Annotated in this window: 29 protein-coding genes and 4 pseudogenes; 14 read left to right on the top strand and 19 right to left on the bottom strand. The window is 52.3% G+C overall.

Translation table 11 applies throughout. The annotated features are described in order from the left end of the window. Window positions 1-156: 156 nt before the first annotated feature. On the top strand, window positions 157-1683 hold the full coding sequence (locus OCH02_RS10620) for a DUF3300 domain-containing protein (RefSeq protein ID WP_261431193.1): 1527 nt from the start codon (window positions 157-159) through the stop codon (window positions 1681-1683). A 38-nt stretch (window positions 1684-1721) separates the two neighbouring features. Here OCH02_RS10620 and OCH02_RS10615 read toward each other — a convergent pair whose 3' ends face one another. After that, window positions 1722-2045, bottom strand: a complete 324-nt coding sequence (locus tag OCH02_RS10615) for a heavy metal-binding domain-containing protein (RefSeq protein ID WP_037426521.1) — start codon at window positions 2043-2045, stop codon at window positions 1722-1724. Window positions 2046-2206: 161 nt separating this feature from the next. On the opposite strand from OCH02_RS10615, the gene OCH02_RS10610 reads away from it, so the two are divergent. The 7 genes from OCH02_RS10610 (at window position 2207) to OCH02_RS10580 (ending at window position 7553) form a co-directional block, all read left to right on the top strand. Continuing rightward, the gene (locus OCH02_RS10610; protein ID WP_012006090.1) at window positions 2207-2755 is read left to right on the top strand and encodes a lipoprotein; all 549 of its coding nucleotides are present in this window, start codon (window positions 2207-2209) and stop codon (window positions 2753-2755) included. A gap of 261 nt (window positions 2756-3016) precedes the next feature. Then, window positions 3017-3745 carry an arginine ABC transporter ATP-binding protein ArtP gene (gene artP / locus OCH02_RS10605; RefSeq protein ID WP_261431192.1) on the top strand — a complete coding sequence of 243 codons (729 nt, stop codon included), beginning with the start codon at window positions 3017-3019 and terminating at the stop codon, window positions 3743-3745. A 33-nt stretch (window positions 3746-3778) separates the two neighbouring features. After that, the gene (gene artJ / locus OCH02_RS10600; RefSeq protein ID WP_037426527.1) at window positions 3779-4510 is read left to right on the top strand and encodes an arginine ABC transporter substrate-binding protein; all 732 of its coding nucleotides are present in this window, start codon (window positions 3779-3781) and stop codon (window positions 4508-4510) included. A gap of 9 nt (window positions 4511-4519) precedes the next feature. Further along, on the top strand, window positions 4520-5236 hold the full coding sequence (gene artQ / locus OCH02_RS10595; RefSeq protein ID WP_261431191.1) for an arginine ABC transporter permease ArtQ: 717 nt from the start codon (window positions 4520-4522) through the stop codon (window positions 5234-5236). Next, window positions 5236-5904, top strand: coding sequence for an arginine ABC transporter permease ArtM (gene artM, locus OCH02_RS10590; protein ID WP_012006086.1), 669 nt, complete (start codon window positions 5236-5238; stop codon window positions 5902-5904). Before artQ ends, artM begins: the two co-directional genes overlap by 1 nt. A 208-nt stretch (window positions 5905-6112) precedes the next feature. Further along, window positions 6113-6847: an arginine ABC transporter substrate-binding protein gene (gene artJ / locus OCH02_RS10585; protein WP_261431190.1), complete on the top strand. Its 735-nt coding sequence runs from the start codon at window positions 6113-6115 to the stop codon at window positions 6845-6847. An 88-nt stretch (window positions 6848-6935) separates the two neighbouring features. Beyond that, entirely contained in the window at window positions 6936-7553 is a 618-nt protein-coding gene (locus OCH02_RS10580) for a Fic/DOC family protein (RefSeq protein WP_261431189.1), read from the top strand. On the opposite strand, the gene OCH02_RS10575 is transcribed toward OCH02_RS10580, so the two are convergent. The 10 genes from OCH02_RS10575 to OCH02_RS10530 form a co-directional block, all read right to left on the bottom strand. Then, the gene (locus OCH02_RS10575; RefSeq protein WP_261431187.1) at window positions 7550-7717 is read right to left on the bottom strand and encodes a hypothetical protein; all 168 of its coding nucleotides are present in this window, start codon (window positions 7715-7717) and stop codon (window positions 7550-7552) included. The genes OCH02_RS10580 and OCH02_RS10575 overlap by 4 nt on opposite strands. A gap of 43 nt (window positions 7718-7760) precedes the next feature. Then, entirely contained in the window at window positions 7761-8888 is a 1128-nt protein-coding gene (rlmC, locus tag OCH02_RS10570; protein ID WP_261431186.1) for a 23S rRNA (uracil(747)-C(5))-methyltransferase RlmC, read from the bottom strand. A 68-nt stretch (window positions 8889-8956) separates the two neighbouring features. Next, the gene (locus tag OCH02_RS10565; RefSeq protein WP_261431185.1) at window positions 8957-9436 is read right to left on the bottom strand and encodes a YbjO family protein; all 480 of its coding nucleotides are present in this window, start codon (window positions 9434-9436) and stop codon (window positions 8957-8959) included. Window positions 9437-9597: 161 nt separating this feature from the next. Continuing rightward, entirely contained in the window at window positions 9598-10443 is an 846-nt protein-coding gene (gene potI, locus OCH02_RS10560) for a putrescine ABC transporter permease PotI (protein WP_261089128.1), read from the bottom strand. Then, window positions 10440-11405: a putrescine ABC transporter permease PotH gene (gene potH / locus OCH02_RS10555; protein WP_135315877.1), complete on the bottom strand. Its 966-nt coding sequence runs from the start codon at window positions 11403-11405 to the stop codon at window positions 10440-10442. Before potH ends, potI begins: the two co-directional genes overlap by 4 nt. Before the next feature lie 25 nt (window positions 11406-11430). Beyond that, entirely contained in the window at window positions 11431-12564 is a 1134-nt protein-coding gene (potG, locus tag OCH02_RS10550; protein WP_012006079.1) for a putrescine ABC transporter ATP-binding subunit PotG, read from the bottom strand. A gap of 128 nt (window positions 12565-12692) precedes the next feature. Beyond that, window positions 12693-13802: a spermidine/putrescine ABC transporter substrate-binding protein PotF gene (gene potF / locus OCH02_RS10545; protein WP_261431184.1), complete on the bottom strand. Its 1110-nt coding sequence runs from the start codon at window positions 13800-13802 to the stop codon at window positions 12693-12695. Between the two features lie 408 nt (window positions 13803-14210). Then, complete coding sequence (locus OCH02_RS10540; RefSeq protein WP_261431183.1) at window positions 14211-14690, bottom strand: YbjN domain-containing protein; 480 nt, start codon at window positions 14688-14690, stop codon at window positions 14211-14213. 161 nt (window positions 14691-14851) lie between these two features. Further along, window positions 14852-15754, bottom strand: a complete 903-nt coding sequence (gene rimK / locus OCH02_RS10535) for a 30S ribosomal protein S6--L-glutamate ligase (RefSeq protein ID WP_261431182.1) — start codon at window positions 15752-15754, stop codon at window positions 14852-14854. A 57-nt stretch (window positions 15755-15811) separates the two neighbouring features. Further along, window positions 15812-16117 (bottom strand): YbjC family protein, encoded by a 306-nt coding sequence (locus OCH02_RS10530; RefSeq protein ID WP_261431181.1) that lies wholly within the window; start codon window positions 16115-16117, stop codon window positions 15812-15814. A gap of 241 nt (window positions 16118-16358) precedes the next feature. On the opposite strand from OCH02_RS10530, the gene OCH02_RS10525 reads away from it, so the two are divergent. After that, entirely contained in the window at window positions 16359-16622 is a 264-nt protein-coding gene (locus OCH02_RS10525; protein ID WP_012006074.1) for a GrxA family glutaredoxin, read from the top strand. A gap of 50 nt (window positions 16623-16672) precedes the next feature. Here OCH02_RS10525 and OCH02_RS10520 read toward each other — a convergent pair whose 3' ends face one another. Then, entirely contained in the window at window positions 16673-17053 is a 381-nt protein-coding gene (locus OCH02_RS10520) for an inner membrane protein YbjM (protein ID WP_261431180.1), read from the bottom strand. A 316-nt stretch (window positions 17054-17369) separates the two neighbouring features. Between OCH02_RS10520 and OCH02_RS10515 the strand changes: the two genes are divergently transcribed. Further along, the gene (locus OCH02_RS10515; RefSeq protein WP_012006072.1) at window positions 17370-19058 is read left to right on the top strand and encodes an aspartate:alanine antiporter; all 1689 of its coding nucleotides are present in this window, start codon (window positions 17370-17372) and stop codon (window positions 19056-19058) included. A 294-nt stretch (window positions 19059-19352) separates the two neighbouring features. Here the strand turns inward: OCH02_RS10515 and OCH02_RS10510 are convergent. Both OCH02_RS10510 and OCH02_RS10505 read right to left on the bottom strand, forming a co-directional pair. Next, window positions 19353-19561, bottom strand: a pseudogene (locus OCH02_RS10510) (DNA-binding transcriptional regulator). 98 nt (window positions 19562-19659) lie between these two features. Beyond that, window positions 19660-19824: pseudogene (locus OCH02_RS10505) on the bottom strand (phage late control D family protein); the annotation flags it as partial. On the opposite strand from OCH02_RS10505, the pseudogene OCH02_RS25435 reads away from it, so the two are divergent. Continuing rightward, window positions 19822-19926 (top strand): annotated as a pseudogene (locus OCH02_RS25435) (Presumed portal vertex protein); the annotation flags it as partial. The pseudogenes OCH02_RS10505 and OCH02_RS25435 overlap by 3 nt on opposite strands. Window positions 19927-20641: 715 nt before the next feature. Here the strand turns inward: OCH02_RS25435 and OCH02_RS10500 are convergent. Together OCH02_RS10500 and OCH02_RS10495 are read right to left on the bottom strand one after the other, a co-directional pair. After that, window positions 20642-21001, bottom strand: coding sequence for a DUF4156 domain-containing protein (locus OCH02_RS10500; protein WP_261431179.1), 360 nt, complete (start codon window positions 20999-21001; stop codon window positions 20642-20644). Window positions 21002-21151: 150 nt separating this feature from the next. After that, the gene (locus OCH02_RS10495; protein WP_261431178.1) at window positions 21152-21478 is read right to left on the bottom strand and encodes a hypothetical protein; all 327 of its coding nucleotides are present in this window, start codon (window positions 21476-21478) and stop codon (window positions 21152-21154) included. A gap of 558 nt (window positions 21479-22036) precedes the next feature. Between OCH02_RS10495 and OCH02_RS25485 the strand changes: the two are divergent. Next, window positions 22037-22167: pseudogene (locus tag OCH02_RS25485) on the top strand (site-specific integrase); the annotation flags it as partial. Window positions 22168-22299: 132 nt separating this feature from the next. On the opposite strand, the gene OCH02_RS10490 reads toward OCH02_RS25485, so the two are convergent. From OCH02_RS10490 to OCH02_RS10480, 3 genes are all read right to left on the bottom strand, one after another. Continuing rightward, complete coding sequence (locus tag OCH02_RS10490) at window positions 22300-23268, bottom strand: threonine/serine dehydratase (protein ID WP_261431177.1); 969 nt, start codon at window positions 23266-23268, stop codon at window positions 22300-22302. Between the two features lie 243 nt (window positions 23269-23511). Beyond that, window positions 23512-24024: a serine protease inhibitor ecotin gene (eco, locus tag OCH02_RS10485; protein WP_261431176.1), complete on the bottom strand. Its 513-nt coding sequence runs from the start codon at window positions 24022-24024 to the stop codon at window positions 23512-23514. Between the two features lie 141 nt (window positions 24025-24165). Continuing rightward, window positions 24166-25005, bottom strand: coding sequence for a 5'-methylthioadenosine/S-adenosylhomocysteine nucleosidase (locus OCH02_RS10480; protein WP_261431175.1), 840 nt, complete (start codon window positions 25003-25005; stop codon window positions 24166-24168). 137 nt (window positions 25006-25142) lie between these two features. Here OCH02_RS10480 and OCH02_RS10475 point away from each other — a divergent pair, with 137 nt between their 5' ends. After that, window positions 25143-25895, top strand: a complete 753-nt coding sequence (locus tag OCH02_RS10475) for a phosphatase PAP2 family protein (protein WP_315899186.1) — start codon at window positions 25143-25145, stop codon at window positions 25893-25895. Window positions 25896-25900: 5 nt separating this feature from the next. Further along, window positions 25901-26506 carry an undecaprenyl-diphosphate phosphatase gene (gene ybjG / locus OCH02_RS10470; protein WP_261431173.1) on the top strand — a complete coding sequence of 202 codons (606 nt, stop codon included), beginning with the start codon at window positions 25901-25903 and terminating at the stop codon, window positions 26504-26506. Window positions 26507-26538 lie beyond the last annotated feature (32 nt).

The following is a 26538-nucleotide window of genomic DNA, read 5'->3' as shown; positions in this document are numbered from 1 at the left end:
TAACTCGGATTGATTAACTTGTATCCAATAATCAAGTTATTCAATTAATGATGACAGAGTGGCCAGATGTGCAAGTGAGTGTTGCTCTGCGCTGGCAGACTCTATGGCAGATGGTAGCTTCATAATATTACCTGCGCTGAAAAAAAGTGAGTCACCATGTACAAACTAAACTCCATCACATGGCTGATCTGCGTCGCCATGCTGCCGCTCAGCGGCTGTGACCAAAAGACCGTGGCGAGCGCAATGGGGGCACCCCCGGCGACCGCAGCATCCTCGTCCTCCCCTGCAGCACCGGTCTATACCCCATTGAGCGCCGATCAACTCTACCAGTTGGTCAGCCCGGTGGCGCTTTTTCCTGACAAATTGTTGGCGCAGGTGCTGGCCGGTGCCGGGTATCCTGACCAAATCAGCACGGCGGATAACTGGCTGGCACAAAACCGCGGGCTGCAACCGGCGGCGCTGACTACGGCGGCCGACGCTCAGCCCTGGGACCCCAGCGTACGTGGCTTGGTACAATTTCCTGACGTGCTGGACCAGATGGCGAAAAATATCCCCTGGACCACCGCGCTGGGCAGTGCCTATCTCAACGACCCTGGCGACGTGATGAACGCCATTCAGGTGATGCGCCAACGCGCCGCCGCCAAAGGTACGCTGAAAACCTCACCGCAGCAGAGGGTGGTCGTCGCCCCGGCCACGCAATATGTTGAACAGCAACCCTACCCGCAAACTGTGGTGGCCGCTCCGGCACAAACCATTGTGATTGAGCCCAGTCAGCCGAATGTGGTTTACGTGCCACGTTACGACCCCTGGGTGGCCTACGGCGAACCGATCCCCGCCTATCCGAGCTACCACTATCAAAGTGCGCCCCGCTATAGCAGCGGCGATATGCTGGCAACCGGCGTTATCAGCTTTGGCGTAGGTATCGTGGTCGGGGCATTGATTAATCAGAACCATCATGACGACTGGCATAGCTGGGATGTTCACTGGAATAATCGGCGTCAGCCGGTGGTCTACAACAATGCGCCCTATATCTCGCATTCCACTACGGTGATTAATCGCGTCACCAATATCAATCAATATAATAATGTGAATCGCAGCAACACCGTGAATAACTACCACAACGCGCCAGTCAATCAGGTGCCGCATTTTGCCGCGCCAACGCCTTATGCAGCCCCTAAGGCTGCCAACTTGCAACAGCCACATTTTACGCCGCCCGCCACAGCCAAGGAACGCCAACCGATGACGGCGCCGAACTTTGCCCATGCAGCTACGCCAGCGCCCCATGCGATGACACCGGTTGCCCATGTTCAGCAGCCAATGACCCTGCCGAGTTTCGCTCATTCGACACCGGCGGCCGTGCGCCCGCACCCAGCGACAGTCACAGCACCCATTCATCAGGCCGAGATCCGACCGGCTCGTACGCCTGAACAACATCTACCGACACCTGTCACCGTACAGCAAAGGGCGCAGCTGCCGGCCGTCAAACCTGTCGAACACGTCGCGCCCAAGGCTAACGTTCCCCGCCCACAGCCGGTTCAACCACGGCCAAATGCCATGATGCCGCATAACGCACCGACGCCGTTCCATCAGCCACAGATTCAACAGGCACAGCATCGCCCGGCCCCTGCGGTCAAACCGCAGGAACATCGCCCACTAAAAGTGGAAGAACACAAGGTAGGATAAACGAATGCCCCCGGCCTTGGCCGGGGGCAAAGAAGGGATTAACGACTGACTTTCACTGCGGTGCCGCTGACAGTCACCATCAGCATACTGCTGTCCTTACCCACGGTTTCGTAATCAATATCAATACCGACCACTGCATTGGCGCCCAACTCTTGTGCCTGTTCTTCCAGCTCCTTGAAGGCGATCAGACGCGCTTTACGCAGCTCTTTCTCATAAGCCCCGGAACGGCCGCCGACGATGTCACGCACGCCCGCAAAGAAATCACGGAAAATATTGGCACCCAAAATAGCCTCGCCGGTAACAACGCCGCAGTATTCGGTAATGGTAAACCCTTCCAGGGTCGGGGTGGTTGAAAGCTGCATCAAAACTCCTTGCTTGATTGATTCATGGCATTTATCTGACCATCGTTTTAGCATTATGTTCTGTATTGAAATGGCACGCACTACGAATGCAAGGCCTGAAATCGCATTTATACTGTAGGCTAGTGGTCTTCATGGTAGAGACTTTCACATAAGGTAATGAGATGAAAACAAAAACGATTGCGGCTGTTTTTCCCTTAGCGCTGTTACTGAGTGCCTGCACCACCGTTGAACCGGCATTCAAGGATATCGGCACCCGTACCGGCGGTTGTGTGGAAGGCGGCCCGGATGCGGTCGCACAGAAATTTTACGATTTGCGCCTGCAACAAGGTGCCGGAACTACCCTGCCGGACAGCAATCGTCTGGCACAATTGCAGCCTTACCTGAGTAAAGTGCTGTACCAGGATTTGGTGACGGCTAACCAGAATCCGGGTAAACATCAGGTCACCGGCGATCTGTTTACCGGCAATGCTCAGGGGCCGACCAGCGCCACCGTCGCCAGCGCGTCGACCATTCCTAATACCGATGCCAAAAATATCCCGTTGCGCGTTCAACTCAGCTATCAGAAAGACGGTGGCAGCGCAGTCAACTGGCAGGATGAAGTGCTGATGGTGCGCGAAGGCACCTGTTGGGTCGTGGACGATATTCGCTATCTGAATGTGCCACCGCACGCCGCCAGCGGCACGCTGCGTCAAGTATTGGAAAACCAGTAAGCCAACTCAACCACCGGCGCCCCTGGGTACCGGTGGTTAGAAAAACGCATTGATTACGCGCAATATTTGTTCAATTTGAGAAATTTCGCTACCTGCCTCACAGCATGCACGACAAATCCCCCCTTCGAACCTGACTCGCGGTATCTTGTGCTATTCTTTTACTATTCTGCCGCGCAGTAATAAATTTTAACGCACAAAGATTGCATAAGTATTCTGTGGAAGTTAACATTCGCGGCATCAATATCTATTCAGTTCTGGCGCATGAGCATTCAACTTAACGGTATCAATTGCTATTACGGCGCACATCAGGCGCTGTTTGACATCACGCTGGATTGCCCAGCAGGGGAAACCTTAGTGCTGCTGGGTCCCAGCGGCGCGGGGAAAAGCTCGTTATTGCGGGTGTTGAACCTGTTGGAAATGCCACGTTCGGGCCAGTTGCAGATCGCCGGTAACCAGTTCGACTTTAAGCAGGCTCCGGGCGAAAAAGCCATCCGCGAGTTACGGCAGAACGTCGGCATGGTATTCCAGCAATACAATCTCTGGCCTCACCTCACCGTGGTGCAAAACCTGATCGAAGCGCCGTGCCGCGTGCTGGGCCTGACCAAGGCTCAGGCGATGGAGCGTGCCGACAAGCTGCTCAAGCGCCTGCGCCTGACCGACTTTGCCGATCGTTTCCCGCTGCACCTATCCGGTGGCCAGCAACAGCGCGTGGCCATTGCCCGTGCGCTGATGATGGAACCGCAGGTCCTGCTGTTTGATGAACCGACGGCCGCGCTGGATCCGGAGATCACCGCCCAAATCGTCAGCATCATTCGCGAATTGGCCGGCACCGGGATCACCCAGGTGATCGTGACCCACGAGGTGGAAGTGGCGCGCAAAACCGCCAGCCGCGTGGTGTACATGGAAAACGGTCACATAGTGGAACAAGGCGATGCCAGCCACTTCAAGAATCCACAGACCACCGAGTTTGCCAATTACTTATCACACTAACAATTTTACTTGCTGTAATTTGGGGAGTTTGCGATGAAAAAACTAATAATCGCCGCCGTTCTGGCTGGCATCAGCGTTTCCGCCTCTGCAGCCGAAACCATCCGTTTCGCTACCGAAGCTTCTTATCCTCCATTTGAATTTATTGACGCCGGCAACAAGATCCAGGGCTTTGATGTCGATCTGGCCAATGCGCTGTGTAAAGAGATCCAGGCCGAATGTACTTTCACCAATCAGGCCTTTGACAGCCTGATCCCAAGCCTGAAGTTCAAGCGCTTCGACGCGGTGATGGCCGGTATGGACATCACGCCTGAACGTGAAAAGCAGGTGCTGTTTACCAAGCCGTATTACGACAACTCCGCCCTGTTTGTGGCCCAGAAAGGCAAAGTGGCTGACGTCGCCGCGCTGAAAGGCAAGAAAGTGGGCGTGCAGAATGGCACCACCCATCAGAAATACCTGACCGATAAGCACCCGGAAATCACCACCGTGCCTTACGACAGCTATCAGAACGCCATTTTGGATCTGAAAAATGGCCGGGTCGATGCGGTATTCGGCGACACTGCGGTGGTCAACGAATGGCTGAAACAGAATACGGCACTGGCCGCCGTGGGCGACAAAGTGACCGATAAAGACTATTTCGGTACCGGCCTGGGCATTGCCGTTCGCCAGAAAAATACCGATCTGCAGGGCAAGTTCAACGCCGCTCTGGACAAGATCAAACAGGATGGGACTTACGAAACCATCTACAAAAAATGGTTCCAGCAGTAATCAACTCTGATGAATGAAATCCAACCTTTAGCAAGCGCCGCCGGGATGACCGTCGGCCTTGCCGTTTGTGCCCTTATCCTTGGGCTGATCCTGGCGATGCTGTTTGCCGTCTGGGAGTCATCACGCTGGAAAGTGGTTAGCTGGCTCGGCACCGCCTGGGTCACTCTGTTGCGCGGTCTGCCGGAAATTCTGGTGGTGCTGTTCATCTATTTCGGCTCATCGCAGCTGTTGTTGATGCTGTCCGATGGCTTCACCCTGAACCTTGGCCTGTTCCAACTGCCGATCCAACTGGCGATTGATAACTTTGAAGTCAGCCCGTTCCTGTGCGGCGTAATTGCCCTCGCCCTGCTCTATTCGGCCTATGCGTCGCAAACGCTGCGTGGCGCGCTGAAGGCCGTGCCACAGGGGCAATGGGAGTCCGGTCAGGCGCTTGGGATGAGCACAGCAGCGATTTTCTTCCGCCTGATCATGCCGCAGATGTGGCGTCACGCGCTACCCGGTCTTGGCAACCAATGGTTGGTATTACTGAAAGATACCGCGTTGGTGTCACTGATCAGCGTTAACGATCTGATGCTGCAAACCAAAAGCATTGCCACCCGCACCCAGGAGCCTTTTACCTGGTACGTGATAGCGGCGGCGATTTATCTGGTGGTCACCCTGTTCAGCCAGTACATCATTAAGCGTATCGAACTGCGCACCACGCGTTTTGAGCGGGGGCCATCCTGATGTTTGAGTTCTTGCCGGAAATTATCAAAGGGCTGCACACCAGCCTGACGCTGACCATCACCGCGCTGATCGTGGCGCTGGTGCTGTCACTGGTGCTGACGGTGATCCTGACGCTGAAAACGCCGATCCTGACGCCGTTGGTAAAAATCTATATCACCCTGTTCACCGGTACACCGCTGCTGGTGCAGATCTTCCTGATCTACTACGGCCCCGGTCAGTTTCCGGCGATCCGCGAGTATCCGTGGTTATGGAACTTGCTGTCACAGCCGTGGCTGTGTGCGATGATCGCATTGGCGCTGAACAGTGCCGCCTATACCACCCAACTGTTTTACGGTGCGGTACGGGCAATACCGGCCGGTCAATGGCAATCTTGTGAAGCGCTCGGCATGTCGCGTTCGCAGTCGCTGCGTATCCTGCTGCCATTCGCCTTCAAGCGTGCGCTGTCGTCTTACTCCAACGAAGTGGTGCTGGTGTTCAAAAGTACCTCACTGGCCTATACCATCACCCTGATGGAAGTCATGGGCTACAGCCAGCTGATGTATGGCCGCACCTACGACGTAATGGTGTTTGGCGCTGCCGGGCTGGTTTATCTGTGCGTCAACGGCTTGCTGACGCTGCTGATGCGTCTGGTCGAGCGCCGTGCATTGGCGTTTGAACGTCGCAACTGAGTCTGTAGAGCGATACTCTCAAAGCCCTGTCATCGCGCGGGGCTTTTTTACACCCACAACAAATTATTAATCATTTATATTGCATATTAATTCATTAAATGGCAGGGTTAATACCGACCGACAACCGCCAAAACCTCTGGTTTATTGTCAGTAAAATCAAGCGGTGACGAGATAAAAACACGCAGACTTGCAGACAGGAGCTTTAAGCATGAAAAAACTATTGCTGGCCGCCACGGTATTAGCAGGCATCGCCTTTAACGCCAGCGCAGCCGAGACCATTCGTTTCGCCGCTTCCGCCACCTACCCGCCGTTCGAGTCGCTGGATGCCAACAACAAGATCGTGGGTTTTGATATCGATCTGGCTAACGCGTTGTGCAAACAAATGAAGGCCGAATGTACCTTCACCAACCAGGCGTTCGACAGCCTGATCGCCGCGCTGAAGTTCAAGAAATACGACGCGGTGATCTCCGGTATGGACATCACGCCAGAGCGCAGCAAGCAAGTTGCCTTCACTCAGCCCTATTATGCCAACTCGGCAATTGTGATTGCCGAAAAAGGCAAATTCAGTTCGCTGGCGGATCTGAAAGGGAAAAAGGTCGGCATGGAGAACGGCACCACCCACCAGAAATACATGCAGGACAAGCACCCGGAGATTAACACCGTCTCTTACGACAGCTATCAGAACGCCATTCTCGAGTTGAAAAATGGCCGTATTGACGGCGTATTCGGTGATACCGCCGTGGTGAATGAGTGGCTGAAGAACAATCCTCAGTTGGCTCCGGTAGGTGAACACGTTACCGATGCACAATACTTCGGTACCGGTCTGGGTATTGCGGTACGGCCGGACAATCAGGCGCTGCTGGCCAAGCTCAACAGTGCGCTGGAGGCCATTAAGGCCGACGGCACCTACAAAGCCATTAACGACAAGTGGTTCCCTCAGTAACAGCGGTTCAGGGCGTGGAGTACCACGCCCCACACTTTTCTCCGTAGTCTATTCTGTTCATAAAGCAACCCACTTACAGGTGGCGATGATGAGCAAATACGATGTTTCAAACTCACAGGGGCACTTTGCCGACGGTGAGCGCCAGGAAGTACTGCTCAATAAACTTGGTATAGTTCGCGTGGAAGATATCAACGATGTTGAATTGGTGCTGCTGGAGAAATTATATCACTCCGTTTTAGGCGCTGACTTCCCTCAGGGCAGGATTACACTGGCCATGCTCAGGCAATGGCATCACCGCTGGTTGGGTAATGTCTATGACTGGGCCGGCCACGACCGCTCGGTCAATATCAGTAAGGACGGCTTTATGTTCGCACCGGCGGCACAAATCGTTAAGCTGATGGGCCAATTTCAGTCAAACTGCCTGGATCGCTATACCCCCTGCACCGATTTGGATGAAACCACATTAATTGAAGCCATCGCCATTACCCATATCGAGTTGATTCTGATCCATCCTTTTCGCGAGGGAAATGGTCGGTTGGCGCGGTTATTATCGGACGTGATGGCGGTTCAGGCGGGGTTTGAACCTTTGGATTATGGCTGTTGGGAAAATAATCGGCCGCAGTATATCGCCGCCATTCATCATGGGATGTTGATGGATTATCAACCGATGCAGGAGTGGGTTAGACAGGCACTGACAGCTGGCTAAAGTGCCAGGTGAAGATAAGCGTATTTTTCGCGTTTTTCGGCCAATGTAGCCGCCACCTGTGTTGACGCCTGCCCGGTTTCAATGGCCGTGGAAGTGGCTACGGCACGTGCAATGCGCTCTGACGACGGCTTACCGGGTTGTCTCTGTGGCTGGTGCTTTTTCATGTTTTCCCCTCGCTAGTGGGCTTAGTATAACCTTAATCCTTGATTACTGCCGAACCAGCAGCGTCAGCACTTCGTAATGGGCGGTATGCGGGAACATATCAAACAGCTGTACGCGCTCGATGCGGTAATCCGGCAACATCTCAATGTCTTTCGCCATGCTCTCGGCGTTGCAGCTCGAATACAGAATATAGCCCGGTGCCATCTGGTTCAGATAGTCGCAAAGTGCCTTGCCAATACCGCGTCGTGGCGGATTAACCAGCACCAGTTGCGGCACGCTGCCTTCGGCGGTAGCGAACCGGGTAGAATCCAGCGCCTGGAAATCGACGTGTTGCAAGCCTAAGGTTTTCGCCGATTGGCGCGCGCAGGCAATCGCCTCGGCGCTAATCTCGATGCCGGTCAGGCGTGTTTCCGGCAGTGCGCAATGCAGGCCAAACCCACCCACGCCGCAAAACAGATCCCACATGCTGTCGATAGCCAGTGCCCGCACCCAGTCACGGGCGGTGGCGTAAAGCTCGGCGGCCACCTGCGGATTGGTCTGGAAGAAACTTTGCGGACGGATATACAGCGGCACCTGATTAAATTGCTCTTCCAGCGCCTGTTGCTCGCTCAGCGGGATCTCGCGCTCCCCTTCCATAATCGCCATATGTACCGGCTGAATATTGGCGGAAATCACCCTGAGCTGGGGTAACTGCTGTTGCAACCACGGCAGTGCGGCACGCAGCTGCGCCAGCTTGCTGTCCGAACGCAGTACGAAGCGCAGCATTACGCCACCACTGTGGGTACTTTCAGTCAGCAGCAGGTACTTCAGTTCGCCACGTTTACGCGCCACGTTGTAGGGCACCAAACCGGCGCGGGCGATAAAACTTTTCAGCACATCAAACATCGGCGAGAAACTGGCGGGATACAGCGGACAGGCGCTCAGATCCACCGCCGTACCGTCTCGATGCAGCATGCCCAGTAGCGGACGCTCTACGCTGCCACTGACCACCATTTTGGCTTTATTGCGAAATGCGCGCTGCTCACCGGCGATCGGCTGCAGCCACTGCGCAACGTCACTGTCGCTCAGCAGTGATTGCAGATGATGCTGTTTGTCCGTCAGTTGCTGCGGGTACGGTTTTTCCAACCATTGACAGGAACGGCAGGTGCCCGCCGTATACAAAGCGCATTGCATGAAGATAACCCTGAGTTCGGGGTGAATAATTAAGGGCGCAGAGTTTATCACTCTGCCCCGTTAAAATCTCAATTGTGCGCGGCGAAATAATGGCGGCTGGTTGCGGGAACAAACAATAATGCCAGGATCACGATATCAGGGATTTTTTGCAGGATCAGGACGTGCAGAATTTGACCGCTACTTTCACCTTCGACGGTAAAGACCTCCGGCAGAAAACTGCCAATGGTGGCCAGCAGCAGATAACCGACCACCAGGCATTGGCAGGCCACATAACCCCAACGCCCCCAGTTACGGCCGCGCATCACCGCAAAACCGCAACTGATTTGCAGGCACAATAATAACAGGCCAGCCAAAAAGATCAGGGTGGAATCCCAGGCCTGTGCGCTGGTACTGACGAACTCCTGAGCGCCATCGACCCCCAGTTCCCCCAACAGCAACAGCACGCTGATGCACTTGATAGCCACCATCGCCGTTCCGGCCACCATCACCGGCACTGGCGCATCTGAATTCATTCTTATTCCCTGCCTGCTGTTCAGCATGTCTGACATGTCCATGTTCCGCAACGAAGCGCCGCCTATGCCCGTCATCTTTCGAGTTGCAGCGTTGTTAGCTGCAACTCGAAAGCTATAGGGTATATTCAAACGAGATATATAAAGTCAGGTAATCAATTGCAATACCAATAATTGCAAAATAGCAGGTTTAATCAGACTCAGCTACGGGCAGCCTTTTGTAATTCGCGCGATCGCTGTTTTTCCGAGCGCGCCATAAACCACCATGCAATCAGGCCGATAACGCCGACCACCAGCAGGATCAAACTCGCCAGGGCGTTAATTTCCGGATTAACCCCCATCCGTACGCTGGAGAACACCAGCATTGGCAAGGTAGTCGCGCCCGGCCCGGCGACGAAACTGGCAATCACCAGATCATCCAGCGACAGGGTAAAGGCCAGCATCCAACCAGCGATCAGCGCCGGTGCAATCATCGGCAGAGTGATCACGAAAAATACTTTCAGCGGTGTCGCGCCCAGATCCATCGCCGCTTCTTCGATAGAGCGATCCAACTCACGCAGGCGCGAACTGATCACCACCGAAACATAGGCAGTACAGAAAGTGACGTGCGCCAGCCAGATGGTAAACATCCCCCGTTCCGACGGCCAACCAAAGGCATGCCCCATCGCCACAAACAGCAGCAACAGCGACAGCCCGGTGATCACGTCCGGCATAACCAGCGGTGCCGTCAGCATAAAGGCAAAACCGGTTGAACCCCGAAAACGGCCAAAACGGACCATCACCACTGCCGCAATCGCCCCCAGCACCACCGCGGCGGTCGCCGAGGCGGCGGCGATAGTCAGGCTAAGCCCGACGGCGCTGATCATTGCCGAATCATGGAACAACTCGGTATACCAGCGCGTTGACCAACCGGCCCACACCGTCACCAGTTTGGAACTGTTGAACGAGTAGATCACCAGCATCAGCATCGGCGCATACAAAAAGGTGAAACCCAACACCAAAATAGCGATACGCCACGGCGAGCGCACTACCGGCAAGTTGTTCATCCCTGCCCCCCCATTTCCTTGTTCTGGTGCTTATGGAACCAGAGAATCGGTACGATCAACAGCAGCAACATGACGGTGGCCACTGCCGAGGCTACTGGCCAGTCACGGTTATTAAAGAACTCCTGCCACAGTACTCTGCCGATCATAATACTGTCCGGTCCGCCCAGCAGTTCCGGGATCACAAATTCGCCGACCGCCGGGATAAACACCAGCATGGAACCGGCAATAATCCCGCCGCGAGTCAGCGGCATAATTACGCTGAAAAAGGTTTTCAACGGCTTAGCCCCCAGATCCAGCGACGCCTCCACCAATGAATAATCCAACCGCGTCAGCGCGGTATAAATCGGCAGTACCATAAACGGCAGGTAGGAGTACACCACGCCGATATACACCGCCAGATTGGTGTGCAAGATCACCAACGGCTGATCGATCACCCCGGTCCATAACAAGAAGTTATTGAGGATACCGTTATTTTTCAGAATGCCCATCCAGGCGTAAACGCGGATCAGGAACGAGGTCCACGACGGCAGGATCACCAACAACAGCAAAATATTGCGGGTTGAGGATTTGCTGTGCGCCACCGCCCAGGCCAGCGGATAGCCGATGACCAGACAGCAAACCGTCGATACCGCCGCCACCTGCAGCGATTGCAGATAAGCGTCTATATACAGCGGATCGTCGGTCAGTTGCAGGTAGTTGGCAAAATTGAGCGCGATGTCCAGCTTACCCTCTGCCCAGCTCATCAGGTCGGTGTATGGCGGGACCGCCAACGCCAGTTCCGCCAGGCTGATCTTGAACACGATCAGGAACGGCAGCAGGAACAGCAGCGTCAACCACAGCAGCGGCACCGCGATCACCAGCTTGCGGCCATGGGCCATCTGCAGGCGCTGGAAAAAGGCTTTTAGCGGGCCGGGCCCTTTGGCCGGTGGTTCCGGCGGTGTGTGTTCAGCAAGCATTGTCATAATGATTATTCCTCACCTTCTCGACTCACACCGTCAACACGACACAGCTGTCGGCTTCCCAGCACAGGCGCACTTCGTCGCCCCAGGTCGGCATCCCTTTGCGGAAACGGTGACCGTTTTGCAATTGGGCGCTAATAATCTGGCCGCTGAGCAACTTCACATGGTAGATAGACAGGTCGCCGAGGTAGGCGATATGTGCCACTTCTCCTACCGCAAAGTTGCAACCGTCCTGCGGAACCTCTTCGCACAGCATGATTTTTTCCGGCCGCAGCGCGACCTGGATCGGCACGCCGTCCACTACCGAGGCGTCGGAGTCCACCTTGATCGCATGGCGCAAACCGGGACTTTGCAGGATCAAGCCATCGTCATGACGCTCTTGCAGCACACAATCAAAAACGTTGACCGAACCGATAAATTCAGCGCTGAAACGGCTGTTCGGATGCTCGTAGATCTCTTCCGGTTCGCCGATTTGTACAAATTTGCCACGGTTCATGATGGCAATGCGCCCTGCCATGGTCATCGCCTCTTCCTGGTCATGGGTGACCATCACGCAGGTCACGCCAACACGCTCAAGAATATCCGTCACTTCCAGTTGCATGCGGTCACGCAGCTTTTTATCCAGTGCGCCCATCGGCTCATCCAGCAGCAGCAATTTCGGCCGTTTGGCCAGGCTGCGTGCCAGTGCCACCCGCTGGCGTTGGCCACCGGATAGCTGGTGCGGTTTACGCTTGGCGAATTCCTGCATGTGCACCAGCGACAGCATTTCCGCTACCCGATCGGCGATTTCCGCACGCGGCATTTTGTCCTGTTTCAGACCGAAGGCGATGTTTTGCTCTACCGTCATGTGCGGGAACAGCGCGTAGGACTGGAACATCATATTGATCGGTCGCTGGTAAGGCGGCACATGCGACATGTCCTGCCCATCGAGCACAATCTGCCCTTCCGTCGGCTGTTCAAAACCGGCCAGCATGCGCAACAGCGTCGACTTTCCGCAGCCAGATGGCCCCAGCAAAGCAAATATTTCGCCTTTATAGATGGTCAGGCTGACGTCTTCGACCGCGTTTTGGCCGTCAAAGGTTTTGGTGAGGTTACGGATTTCCAGCAGAGGGGTGAAGACCTTCTGCGACTTGGCTTGAGGACGAGGGATAACGTCGTTCAATCGGGGTGCTCTCCGGTGCAAACAGTACAAAAAACCACGGCGATTGCCATGGCCCAAAATGGCAACGCAGGCGGGGAGCACCCGCCTGCTGGTATGACACCGGGCTCAGCATGCTGAGCCCCTATCTATCATTTCCCGCTTTTAACTTTAGTCCAGGCGCGGGTAATCACACGGTCCAGCTTCGGCGACTGCACGTTCAGCGTAAACAGCTTGGCGCGCAGATCGGCCGGTGGGTACACGTTCGGATTGTTGCGGACTTCGGCATTGACCAGCGGTGTAGAGTCCTTCACCGCGTTGGCGTAATACACAAAGTTACTGATCCCCGCCATTACGTCAGGCTTCATCAGGAAATTCAGGAACTGGTAGGCGGCGTCCTTGTTTTTGGCATCCGCCGGCATGGCGAACATGTCAAAGTAAGTCAGCGCCCCCTCTTTCGGGATTGCATAAGCCACGTTCACGCCGTTCTTCGCTTCTTTGGCACGGTTGGCCGCCTGCATCACGTCGCCGGACCAACCGATCGCTACGCAGATATCACCGTTTGCCAAATCGTTGATGTACTGGGAAGAGTGGAAATAACGGATGTTCGGCCGCAGCTTGAGCAACAGATCGTTGGCCGCACCGGTGTAATCTGCCGCGTTGGTGCTGTTGGGATCCTTGCCCAGGTAGTGCAGCACGGTGGCATAGACCTCACTTGGCGCATCCAGGAAGGAAACGCCGCAGCTTTTCAACTTCTCGAGATTTTCCGGTTTGAGGATCAGATCCCAACTGTCAACCGGTGCGTCTTTGCCCAATACCGCCTTCACCTTGTCGACGTTATAGCCGATGCCGGTGGTCACCATCAGATAAGGGATACCGTACTTGTTGTCCTTGTCATTGTGCGCCACCAGTTGCAGCATCTCGGGATCAAGGTTTTTGTAGTTCGGCATCTTGCTCTTGTCGAGCGGCTCGAAAATGCCAGCCTTCGACTGACGCTCAAGGAAATTGGATGAAGGTACTACCAGATCATAACCGGTGCTGCCCGCCATCAGTTTGCCCTCCAACACTTCGTTGGAGTCAAAGACGTCGTACACCACTTTAATGCCGGTTTCTTTCTGGAATTTGGCTAAGGTGTCCGGCGCAATATAGTCGGACCAGTTATAGATATGCAGCGTTTTTTCCTCGGCTGACGCCGTAACGCTTGCTGCCATCAGCAGGCCGGCAACCACACCCGATAACCACTTTTTACGTAGGGTGACCATCCGTAACTTCCTCCAAAACAGGGGTGAATCATAGAATTGAACTTGTACCGCCAAACGATACAAAACCTTTCCTGATCGAGCGCAATCATTGCAACCGCGGATTGAATGTCTATGCAGTTGATTGCATACACCTTTTTCAGTTGCCCAGCCCGCATGGTCACCAGGGGAATCGCAAGCCCTTAGCAGAATCAGCAGCATAACCGCTGTTGCCAAAACGCACCAGCCTCCGGGGATAAAACCGGCTTTTATCGATTTTTTATGCAGTTTGTCTGTATGTGATACGCCATTAACGGCATAAACGAAGAGGAATATCTGGCAGCAAAGGGTAAAACACAGAATATATTATTGCGGAAGGGAATAACGGCAGCATGCCGCCAGAGGGACGGCACGCATCATGTACAGAGGGGATCAGTGCAGCATTGGCAGGCGGTCAGCCGCAGCCGTGTTCTCTTCTTCATCACCCATAAACAGCAGATCGTTCGCCCGCGCCTCGAGGATCACCATCGAGATTTGCTCTTCACCCTGCTGCATAAAGTGGGTGAACTGCTCCAGCGTGACGCCAACGGCAATGCTCAGCGACTGGCAGACGATCAGCTTCGGCAGATTATCGTCCTGAATATCAACAAACGCCTTGATGGTCAGCGAACTGGCGTTGATCTGGCTGAGATCGGCGACCAGCGGGATCAGTGCGGTCGGCTTGACCTCGGCCAGAGCGGAGAACAGGATCACGTTGTCGACCAGATCGAGCTTGGCATCAAACACGCCATCAAAATTTTGCATGTGCGGCAGGTGCAGCGCCTGACAAGAATCGCACTCAAAGAATGAAATGCCCGATTGATCCAGCCAGCGTCGCAACAACGCCAAATCAGGGACAATGAGTGAATCCATAATACCAGCCTCACAATATTCAAAACGCGAAAAGGCGCATAGCTTACGGAATATTGCCCAGCTACGCCACGATCAATGCGGCTTAATTCGCTATTAGGGTAAATATGGTCGATAAAAAGACGCAACTCCAGCCACAGAAAGCTGAATTTTTTACGGCAAACTTATCCGCCCGATTTCAACCTGAACCCCGGCCTGCCGCGCTGCTCAATATACTCGATCATCCTGCCGGCGATATCCAGCCCGGTGGTGCTTTCCACCCCTTCCAACCCCGGTGAAGCATTGACCTCCATCACCAGCGGGCCACGGGCCGCACGCAGGATATCTACCCCGGCGACATCCAGCCCCAGAGTGGTGGCGGCCTTGACCGCAATCGCGCGCTCTTTGGCAGTGATGCTTACCCTGCGGGCAGTGCCACCACGGTGCAGATTGGAACGAAACTCCCCGGGTTTGGCCTGGCGCTCAATCGCTGCCACCACCTTGCCCCCCACCACCAGACAGCGCACATCACTGCCCTGCGCCTCGCGAATATATTCTTGCACCAAAATATGGGCGTTAAGGCCGCGAAAGGCATCAATCACGCTTTCTGCCGCCTGGCGAGTTTCCGCCAGTACCACGCCAATACCCTGCGTGCCTTCCACCAGTTTGACCACCAGCGGCGCACCACCAACCAGCTCAATCAAATCGCCGGTGTCGTCGGGCGAATGGGCAAAACCGGTGATCGGCAAATCTATCCCCTGCCGCGCCAGCAACTGCAGCGAACGCAGCTTGTCGCGCGCACGAGTGATCGCCACCGACTCATTAAGCGGATAACTGCCCAACAGTTCAAACTGGCGCAGCACTGCAGTGCCATAAAAGGTAATGGCGGAGCCGATGCGCGGGATCACCGCGTCGTAACGCTCCAATTGGCGGCCGCGGTAGTGGATAGTCGGTGCGGCCGGGTTGATGTTCATATAGCAAGAGAGTGGATCGATAACTTCGATGCTGTGGCCGCGCTGTTCCGCCGCCTCCACCAAGCGTTTACATGAGTACAACGTTCCATCGCGCGAAAGAATGGCAATTTTCACTCGTCACCCCAAAAAGGCAATCACCTGCCTGGCAGGCATGTCTCCGGTGGCCATTATTCAGGCACGCGGCTCACTGTCGTTTTTATCTTCAGGTATATCAGGCTTGTGCCGATCGTTCTGTGGCGGCTGACCGCCGCGCATTAATGGGCCAAACCCCTGCACCACTCGCCAAACCAGAAACGCCGCCGCGGGAACCATCAACGCCACACCGAAGAAGATCATCCCCACCGCCGCCTGCTGTGAGGCCAACCAGCCCGGTAATTGAACGTGGCTATGAATACTCAGATAGGCCAGCACCAACAACAGCATGCCCAGCCCTTCCAAAACCAGCACCGAACGCGGTAAGTCACCGAATGAACGCATATTTTTCTTCTCCAGAAGCCCTGTCTCCAGTGTAGTGAATTCCCATCGGCGGCGACAGCCCCGGCGGCTTAATCGGTTACATGAATCAAATTAACAGGTAATTCCTGCTTTTTTTTCGCCGACCCAACGGGCATAGTAAGCGCCATCAATGCGGGTAATGTTCAGGCTTACGTCTTTTCGACTGACAGAATGTCATTGCAGTTGCGATTAAATTATTGAATATCAATCTAAGGAGTGTTGCATGTTTGCAGTTATCTTCGGGCGCCCAGGCTGTCCTTATTGTGTCCGTGCGAAAGAGTTGGCGGAAAAACTGACTGAAGAACGTGACGATTTCAACTTCCGTTATGTTGATATCCACGCTGAAGGCATCACCAAGGCCGACCTGGAAAAAACCGTCGGCAAGCCGGTAGAAACCGTACCGCAGATTTTCCTCGATGAGAAACACATCGGCGGCTGCACCGATTTCGAAGCCTATGCCAAAGAAAACCTGAATCTGTTCCAGTAAGCTTCAGGCAGAACGACAAAAAGGCGCTCATAGCGCCTTTTTTATTGCCGTTAGCCACGATGACACTGCAGGTAGGCCTGCAACAGGCTGCGCACAAACAGAGCCAGTAATGCCCCGAACACGCACCAGAACACCGCGCTGGTCGCATAAGCCAATTCCTGCCACACCGAGGCAGACGGCGTAAGCCAGAAATGACGGATAATCAGACACAGCGGCAGCGCATACAATGCCCCCAGTAACGGACAGAGAATGCGTTTTTTGCTCGATAGATAGCTGGCGACCACGCCGGGTATCACAAACAGCAACAGGCCGGTCTCCCCCCGATGTTCATGATCTGTGCTGCCAAATGCCCCACTCTGCTGGCCCAGATACACCAGGCTGAACAGCAGAAAACAGCTTAAGATCCCCCACCAATACCGTTCACTCGCCATGCCCCCTCCCCCCTTTAACCTCATTACCACACCGTAGAAATCAGCCGTACCACAAAGCCGGTGACGCCTTGTCGTAAACCGACAACGCTAAACTGAACTTTTTCCTTGGCCTAAAGAGGGTTAAATGCTGCCGGCAGGGCATGAACCCAGCTTTATGCTGGCTGTCACGCGCCATAGCGACTAGAATAAACGCCGCCGATCGATGCTTCGAATCGCCTTTCGCTGGTTAGTTATTTATGAAGTCGCTTTTTGACTGAATTTATATCTTATATTTATCTATATCAAGCACTTACTGGTAAACAATAAGTTATCCTACGTGAACATAAACGTCGCTAGTTTGTTAAACGGTAACTACATCCTGTTACTGTTCGTGGTACTCGCGCTGGGGCTGTGCCTCGGTAAAGTCCGTCTGGGCTCCGTTCAACTCGGTAATTCCATTGGCGTTTTGGTGGTTTCACTGTTGCTCGGTCAACAACACTTCGCCATTAACACCGAAGCGCTGAATCTCGGCTTTATGCTGTTTATTTTCTGCGTTGGCGTGGAAGCCGGGCCAAACTTTTTCTCGATATTTTTCCGCGACGGCAAAAATTACCTGATGCTGGCGCTGGTGATGGTGGGTTCCGCGATGGTGATCGCCATCGGTCTGGGCAAACTGTTCCATTGGGATATCGGTCTGACCGCCGGTATGCTCGCAGGCTCAATGACCTCGACCCCGGTTCTGGTGGGCGCCGGTGATACGCTACGGAATACCATTACCAATGGCCCGGCACTGCTGGCAGCGCAGGATCATCTGAGCCTCGGCTACGCCCTGACCTACCTGATTGGTTTGGTGAGTCTGATTTTCGGCGCGCGCTACCTGCCCAAGCTGCAACACCAGGACCTTTCCACCTCCGCCCAACAGATTGCCCGCGAACGCGGCCTGGACACCGACAGCCAACGCAAGGTTTACCTGCCAGTCATCCGCGCCTATCGCGTTGGTCCCGAGCTGGTGGCTTGGGCCGATGGCAAAAATCTGCGCGAGCTGGGTATCTATCGCCAGACCGGTTGCTATATCGAACGTATCCGTCGTAACGGTATTTTGGCCAACCCGGACGGTGACGCGGTATTGCAGGTAGGCGATGAAATTTCACTGGTCGGCTATCCCGATGCCCATGCGCGACTGGACCCCAGCTTCCGCAACGGCAAAGAAGTATTCGACCGCGACCTGCTGGATATGCGCATCGTTACCGAAGAGATCGTGGTTAAAAACAGCAATGCGGTGAACAAACGCCTGAGTCAGCTGAAGCTGACCGATCACGGCTGCTTCCTCAACCGGGTGATCCGCAGTCAGATTGAAATGCCTATCGACGACAGCATTGTGCTCAATAAAGGCGATGTGCTGCAGGTCAGCGGCGACGCCCGCCGGGTGAAAAGCGTGGCGGAGAAGATTGGCTTTATTTCGATCCACAGCCAGGTGACCGACCTGCTGGCATTCTGCGCCTTCTTTATCATCGGGCTATTGATTGGCCAGATCACCATTCAGTTCAGCAATTTCTCGTTCGGTATCGGTAACGCCGCCGGTTTGCTGATGGCCGGTATCATGCTCGGCTTCCTGCGCGCCAACCACCCGACCTTCGGCTACATTCCGCAGGGTGCGCTGAACATGGTCAAAGAGTTCGGCCTGATGGTCTTTATGGCCGGCGTCGGTCTGAGCGCCGGTGCCGGCATCGGTAACAGTCTGGGAGCCGTTGGCGGCCAGATGCTGATCGCCGGGTTAATCGTCAGCCTGGTACCCGTGGTGATTTGTTTCCTGTTCGGTGCCTACGTGCTGCGCATGAACCGCGCCCTGCTGTTCGGCGCGATTATGGGGGCCCGTACCTGCGCGCCGGCGATGGAAATTATCAGCGATACCGCGCGCAGTAACATTCCGGCGCTGGGTTATGCCGGCACCTACGCCATCGCTAACGTATTGTTAACCCTGGCGGGTTCGTTGATAGTGGTGTTGTGGCCGGGGATCCTCGGCTAACCGATAAGCAATGAAGATGAATCAGTGGCAAAAATATTTTGAAATTTTTATCCCCGATGAGAACTTTCCTTTCGGGGGGTAGTCTTAATTAGTGCCACTGCTTTTCTTTGATGTCCCCATTTTGTGGAGCCCGTTAGTCCCGCCTATTTAGGTTCAAGACTAGCGGGTTTTTTATTGCCATGAAATTATAAACATATAAAACAGCAGGTTACATACCATAGCATTGCCCGATGGCGGCAAAGTGGCGACAGCCGTTTTGCGGGCACAAAAAAACCTGCTTCCGCAGGCTTCTTGTTAAATCCAAAGTGACCCCTGCTTGCTCCTTGTTGGATGCGGTGGAGCAATATCAATTTTACCCGGTGACACAATCTGTCGTTGAATAGATTCCAGCGTCACGAAAGTGCAACTGCAATTTATGTTTTGGCACTGATGGTAGCGCTCTTTCGTGTTTTCACTCAGATAGCGGCATGGGCGGCTGTTCGGCAAAGCGGGCAATGCATCATATTGATATCCCTTTCTTAATCTCTCAATTGTCGCGATAATACCCTCCCCGATCGAGAACAAAACAACCTTTAAGTGAATTTACAAACAATAATTCACATTACGAGACTTCATAAGTCACATCAGAAAGCAAAACCTCAAACTCTAGCGTTGTGGTAAAGCCGCTGTTGCTCAGGCTGTGCGTGGCTTTACTCACTATCCAATCCTGCGCGTCGATCACTGCTTTAAACCCGCTGACCTTGACCGGCGTTTCCGGGGTGATGTTCGTAATGAACTAACCCCCATGCAAGAAAGAATAAAAGAGATAAATGCATGGTTAGGAACGGATGTAGTCAACTTCACCCCATTCTCATTAACATCAAACTAATTTAGATGTAATTAACGCATAATTGCCATTCATAACGCTAAAGGATAATTAAACCAAACCCAGGGAAATAATAAAAATCCCAAAAATTAAAACATCAAGCATTATAAAAATTAAAATTGATAAATTTTAACTTGAAACACTTAAATACCTAAAGCTATGATATAACATCAAACTCTAGATTCATCCCTTACGATATTCTAAGGCATCATTTTTCCAGTTAAAACAAATAGAGGTAATATGAGGGTAATTATATTTGTAACAATGATGTTTTTTTGTCTGGTTGTTCCAGCAGTGACTGGATAAATGCTGCTGGAGGCATCATGCAAGCAAAGGATAAAAACGACAAAGAGGTAATGAACAAAAGAATTAAGGCGGCAAATAAAGCAGCAGGTTATTAATAAAAACCTCTTCTTGGTTACTTGCATAGCCAAGAAGAGGTTTAAAAACATTCTTTGAAATAATTACGTTTATAGGTTATTTTTTGAATAATGGGGTTTCACTATTAAATGATGACAAATCAGCAGTTTTAATAAAAATATTCTTACAATTTAACACCCCAAACTGAATAATCTCTCAGCGCATATAACGCTAAAAAACAACACCACGCTTAACAGGAAATAACTTATAGCAACTGCAAACACGAAATAGAGCATCCTACCTCCAAACAAACACATTTTACCTTGCAGAATTATTCATTAAGTTTTTTTAATATACTCTACTGACAATTATAGGCGGAACCAGTCACGATAACATTTGTCTGCTGACTACTACCTGAACCAATGTAAGATGAGCCAGTCTGACCAGATCGTTGAGTAAGGATTACAACTGTATCCCCCCCAATTTTTGCCGTCTCATTTCTGAGGTCATTTATTGCACCTTGCTCAAGGTTTTTATTAGATGTCCAGCCACCAGTAAAGTAGTTACCCTGGCTACCAGTAACCTGATCAATAAACTTACAATTCTCTCTTGGCTCACTATTTGTAACTCTTACACTTTTTGCATTAGAATTTAAAGAGTTTGCGCTACAGCCACACAACAATAGAGAAAAAAATGTAATACCAACAATTCTAACCATTATAAAACGCTCACCATAAATAAATCATTACCAATTGTGTGATTGTTATTAAAGACAATCACACAATTAAAAAAACACATAAAGCATGCAATATATTCATATGTGCATGTTATAATAAAATTTACTTATCATAATCAGAATAGTAAAAAATCATTTATTTTCACCCTTCTTAAAAACACCAAGTCGTTTTGCTTCTGCACAAGTCACATAGCTGTAGTGTGTGGGTTTTCCACTTTTATCAAATGCGACATAAAATGGCATTGTCTCCCCATCCTTACGCAAAGTATAGTTTACACAAGTACCAGAAATTTCTGGAATATTTACCTCACTCTCAGGTTTACCTCCTGCCGCAATAATTGATTCTTTTGTCGCACCTGCTGCATATGTAGCCTTAACAACAGGTTCATTATCAAACTTAAGAAAACTAAAACTACATGCACTCAGCATTGTCGCAAGCAAGATAGGAGTAAAACGCATAGTATATCCTTATAGAAGCATCGGAATTTCCGATATATATGTAACCAAAACAAAACAACTAAATAAAAATTAAAACATCAAGACTCCGGTTTCAAGTTTTTTTTGTTATATTATAACATTTTATTTTTTTTTCAGAATCTAAATCACAATTAAGTTATTATTTTTTATAGCTTTTTAATTAAAATTTAACTTCAACCAACCATAATTTCACATCCAACATTAAATTTTCATTCATTATAGGCCATATAAATAAATACCAAATAAGTGGTATTTTAGATGTCATCCTGTGCAAGGCTAAAAAAGACAATTAACAAGAGAAAATTTAACAAAAAAATAGTTTCTTTTTGTTATTAATTTGAAAACATCTATTCACAATCTGATTATAAATCCCCTACTGCTGATTACTGTCGAAGCGCGCAATGCTATCCCTGCCCGCTTCATGTGTCGCTTTTAATGCAGTTGCATGATCCGGTGCGATCCTCGCCAGTGCTGGCGCTGCGGGGGTAAATGTCACACCGGATCATCATGCAAATTCATGCACCTAATGCATGCATGGCTAATATCCTGGTTCTACAACGTATCCTTGGGCACTATGAAATCAAGATGACCTTGCGCCGGAACACCTCGAAACAGCCCTGCAATTCAACCCGCTAGCGACCATGCCAAGTGGCGACAAAGTGGCGGCATAGGTTGGCAATCCCCATATTTCCTCACCCCACACCGTCATAACAACCTATTGTAAAAACAATAGGTTATTGATTTTATTGTTGCTATGAGGAAGCGGTTTTTTTATTGCCTGAATAAACTCTGCAGGAGAAAAATCACAGGGTTTGCGAGTAGCTAACCCATTTCGACATGTCCTGATGGGAGATATTTCCACCGCACACTACGATCCCAATGACGGCGTTAGCGGGAAGCTTGGGAGCAATGGTCATAGCCGCAGGTATCAACGTTCCAGACGCCAGTTCAACCCATAATTTTGCATCTTCGCCAAAGGCCAGCATTCCCTCTATCGCGGCCTTATCCGATACCACTACCACTTCCTCGATATAAGCTTGAGCATGGGCCAGCATCATTTCATCAATGACAGGCACACCGAGGGTAGAGATAATTGAAGTCACCTCAATGTTCACCGGTTTTCCGGCGCGCAATGCCTGGTGCATCGAACTTGCCCCAGCGGTTTCAACCCCCCAAATTCTAATCTCTGGCTTTATGGCTTTTAGCGCAGTAGCCACACCAGCCAGCATACCGCCGCCCCCCACCGCAACCAGGACGTCGGTAAGTTCCGGACAGTCGGCAATGAACTCAAGTGCCAGGGTTCCGTGTCCTTCGGCGATCAGCGAGTCGTTGCAATCATCAATGACTAGGTATCCCTGGTCAGCCAAAGCCTTAGCCCGCTCAAACGCGGCGTGAACATCAGATTCCACGACCACAGAGCTGCCCAGTTCACCAACCCGGTCAATGGCGGTTACCGGGGCACTTTTCGGCATAATAATAGTGACATCAGCCCCAAAGATTTTCGCCGCCTCGGCTATCGCAATGCCAAAATTACCGCCGCTCACCGCCACAAACCGGTTATCTTTAACATCGTCCGCCAAGCTCAAAAACTTGTTAAGCACGCCCCTGGCTTTAAAAGACCCTCCCAGCTGAGTATTTTCAAGTTTCAGAAAAACCGGTCTCTGTAGTTTTTCAGTCAGTTTTGGTCCTGGAATAGTGGCGGTACGAATAACTTTCCCGTTGAGCCGTTCTGCTGCTTCAGTAATGGCGCTAAATTCAATTAATTTTGTCATTGTTGCCCATCAGGTGAATTTTATTGTTGCGTATATAAAGCTGACATTTTAATCCTTCAGCCTTTATCGGAATACACGCAAAACTACAGACTTTTACTGCCGTTTTCTATTGCTTCACGCCACGGTGCGATATACAAAAAAAAACCCGTCCGAGGGGCAATGGCCAACGGCGCAATGCACTCTCCAAACGGGTTCATTTTCGAGTAATAACTTAGCCGTGCTAATGGTTAGCACACCTCGGCATTACTTCTGCTCTGCTTTGCTCACGGTGTCTTCGGCTTTCCACACGCGGTATTTCACTTCCACGTCTTTCGGTACGTAGACCACGATTGGCAGGCGGCTGTTGTAACGTTGCATGGCAGCGTCACCCAGGTTGGCAGCGATAAATTTCTGCTGCTTGGTATTGTCCTGGCAAGCCATCATGGTGGAAGCCGGCTCAGACAGTTTTTCCACCACCAGGTAGTCGTAACCCCAACCGGAAAGGGTTTTGGTTTCCAACGTGCCGCCAATCATGTGGCGGTTGCAGTCCACTTCCAGCGTTTTGCCAATCAGCAGTTCAACCTTGAAGTTCTCTTCGTGTTCCTGCTTCGGCAGGTAAATCACCTGGCGGTTCATGCCCTTCTCGGCTTTAGGATAAGGGGCGACCTTTTCCAGCGGTTGCTTGCTGATATCGGTGTCTTCGGAAGAGGTGGCAGCAATAGCGCTGGCTGAAGCGGCCATCAGCAGGCCGGAAAATACAACGGATGCCTTGTTCATGTTTATATCCCTACAATTTATTAAATGCTCTGGGCATAAGCTAATACACTACCGGCAAGCTCGCCAGTGGTTTAATCTTCTTTACAATAGGCAATAACCAGTTGCAATAACCCACTCCTGACCATCAATCAGGATAAATCATTAACGAGATGCGTTTTTGGCGATATAAGCCTTCACCACCTGATAGACATAATCCTGGCACGCCAGGCCAGTCTGTGGGTCGTATTTACCCTGATTGGTAATATTGTTGGACAGCACGCGGATGCCAACAAAAGGGATGTTGAAGGAAGCGGCGATCTGCGCAGCGGAGGCGGTCTCCATCTCTTCAACCGAGGTATGATAGCTGGCGTGGAAATAGCCAATACGGTCCAGTTCACTGTTCCACACATCGGCAGAGCCGATAACCCCTTCAACCACTTTGCCCTGGGTATAGCTGCCCTTAACACTTTCAGCTATCGCCAACAGTTTGGCGTCAGCCGGAAACTGACGGATGGTGTGGGCATTTTTATCTTCACCGGCACTGCCTTTCGAAGCCAGTAAATCCATCGGCTGCCATTGCCGCGAGTCACTGCCTTCCCCCGCCGCCTTCTTAGGTGTTTTAAACGCGCCCAGGCTGACCGAGTACTTGCCCAATACGATGTCGTACACCTTCAACGCAGGATCGTGGCCACCGGCGGTCCCCTGATTGATGATGGCTACCGGATGGAATTGGGTAGCGGCAATAGCCGTCGCGGCCGCTGCATTCGACATGCCTTTCAGGGTTTCTGACACCACCACCGGATACCCATCCACCGTGCCACGCCAGAAACGCCAACCGCCAATCTGCTCTTCACGCGGGTTTTCCAGGCGCTGGGCAAAACGTTCTGCCTCTACCGGCATCGCGCCCTGCACCACAATCGGCCCGGTAACCTCCGCTAATGCCAAGGGGGAAAAAACCGCACTACAGGCTGCCAACAGCGCCAAATTCAATTTTCTTGTCATCACCACATCATTCCAATAAAAAGCAAACGATTACCTTAGCCGAAAGCCGATAATCCGCCTATTGCTTTCGCAATCTTGGTAATCTGGGGCATTAAGGTTTTCTTAAGACAGAATTATTACAGTGGCAACATCCGTTAATGTCACCGAGCCTGCGCGTGAACCCAAAACCTTCATTAAATCAATCCTCAACGATACCCCAAATTAAGACTAACGCCCTTTACTCCCTGCCGGCATCCTTTTACCGTTGGCAGGTTTTGGGATTGGTAGTCAGTGGCTTGCTGTTCCTTTGGCTGTCGCGTAACGAACAGCTGGACTGGGCTGTCAGCAATTACTGGTTCGATGCCACCAGCGGGCATTTCCCCTGGCAGAACGATCGCTGGCTGGACTTGATTAACCATCGCCTGCTGAAAATTGGCGTTATTACCTGTGCGGTTCTGGCGCTGTTTTGGGGCATTTACCGCCGTAACCCGCGCATGATCGTCACCATGTTGCTGATCGGCATTGGCCCACTGGTGGTCGGCATTCTTAAAGCCACCAGCGCACATTCCTGCCCATGGGATTTGATCGAATACGGCGGCAAGGCGATGTCCTACCCGCTGTTCGGCGCAATCCCGGCAGAGCCCGGGCCGGGCCGTTGCTTCCCTGGTGGTCATGCTTCCAGTGGTTTTGCAGTGATGGCGCTGTTTTTCCTGTTTTATCCGCAACGCCCGCGCCTGGCCTACTGGTGCTGGTTCGGCGGTATTGCGCTCGGCATGCTGATGGGTTTTGGTCAGGTAATGCGCGGAGCACATTTTCTTACCCATAACCTGTGGGCGGGTTGGTGGGTTTGGCTCAGCCAACTGGCTGTTTATTGGATGGTGAGCGGGTATCTCCGCCGCAAGACGAGGTAAATATTATGGAGCAATTGAATTATCTTCTTTTCGCCTGGATCAACGCGACCCCGGCGTCCCCCGAGTGGATGATTGATATCGCCACCTTTTTGGCGCGCGATCTGATCGCTATCGTACCTATGCTGATCGTTGGGCTATGGCTGTGGGGGCCGCAGAATCAATTGGTGTCGCAGCGTCAAGTGGTGGCAAAGACGACAATTGCTCTGCTGTTCGCCATGCTTGCCTCCGCGACCATTGGCATGCTGCTGCCGCACGAACGGCCGTTTGTGGCCGGTGTCGGTTATACCTTCCTGGCCCATGCTCCGGACAGCTCCTTCCCGAGCGATCACGGTACCGCCATCTTCACTTTCGCTCTAGCCTTTTTGTTCTGGCATCGGGTCTGGTCAGGCATTTTATTGCTGGTTGTCGCGGCCGGCATTGCCTGGTCGCGCGTTTATCTGGGCGTGCACTGGCCGCTGGATATGGTAGGTGGCCTCCTGGTCGGCCTGGTCGGTTGCCTGTTCGCTCAATTGGTATGGAACCTGTTTGGCGATAGCATCGCCAACAAGCTGACGCGCCTGTACCGCTTTCTGTTCGCCTTCCCGATCCGCAAAGGCTGGGTGAAAGAATAAGCCTGTATTTTGGCCGGGGCGACACCGCCCCG

Origin of the sequence: Serratia quinivorans (genome assembly GCF_946227985.1) — a bacterium.
Classification (GTDB): Bacteria; Pseudomonadota; Gammaproteobacteria; order Enterobacterales; family Enterobacteriaceae; genus Serratia; species Serratia quinivorans_A.
This window is presented reverse-complemented; position numbering and strand designations above follow the sequence as displayed.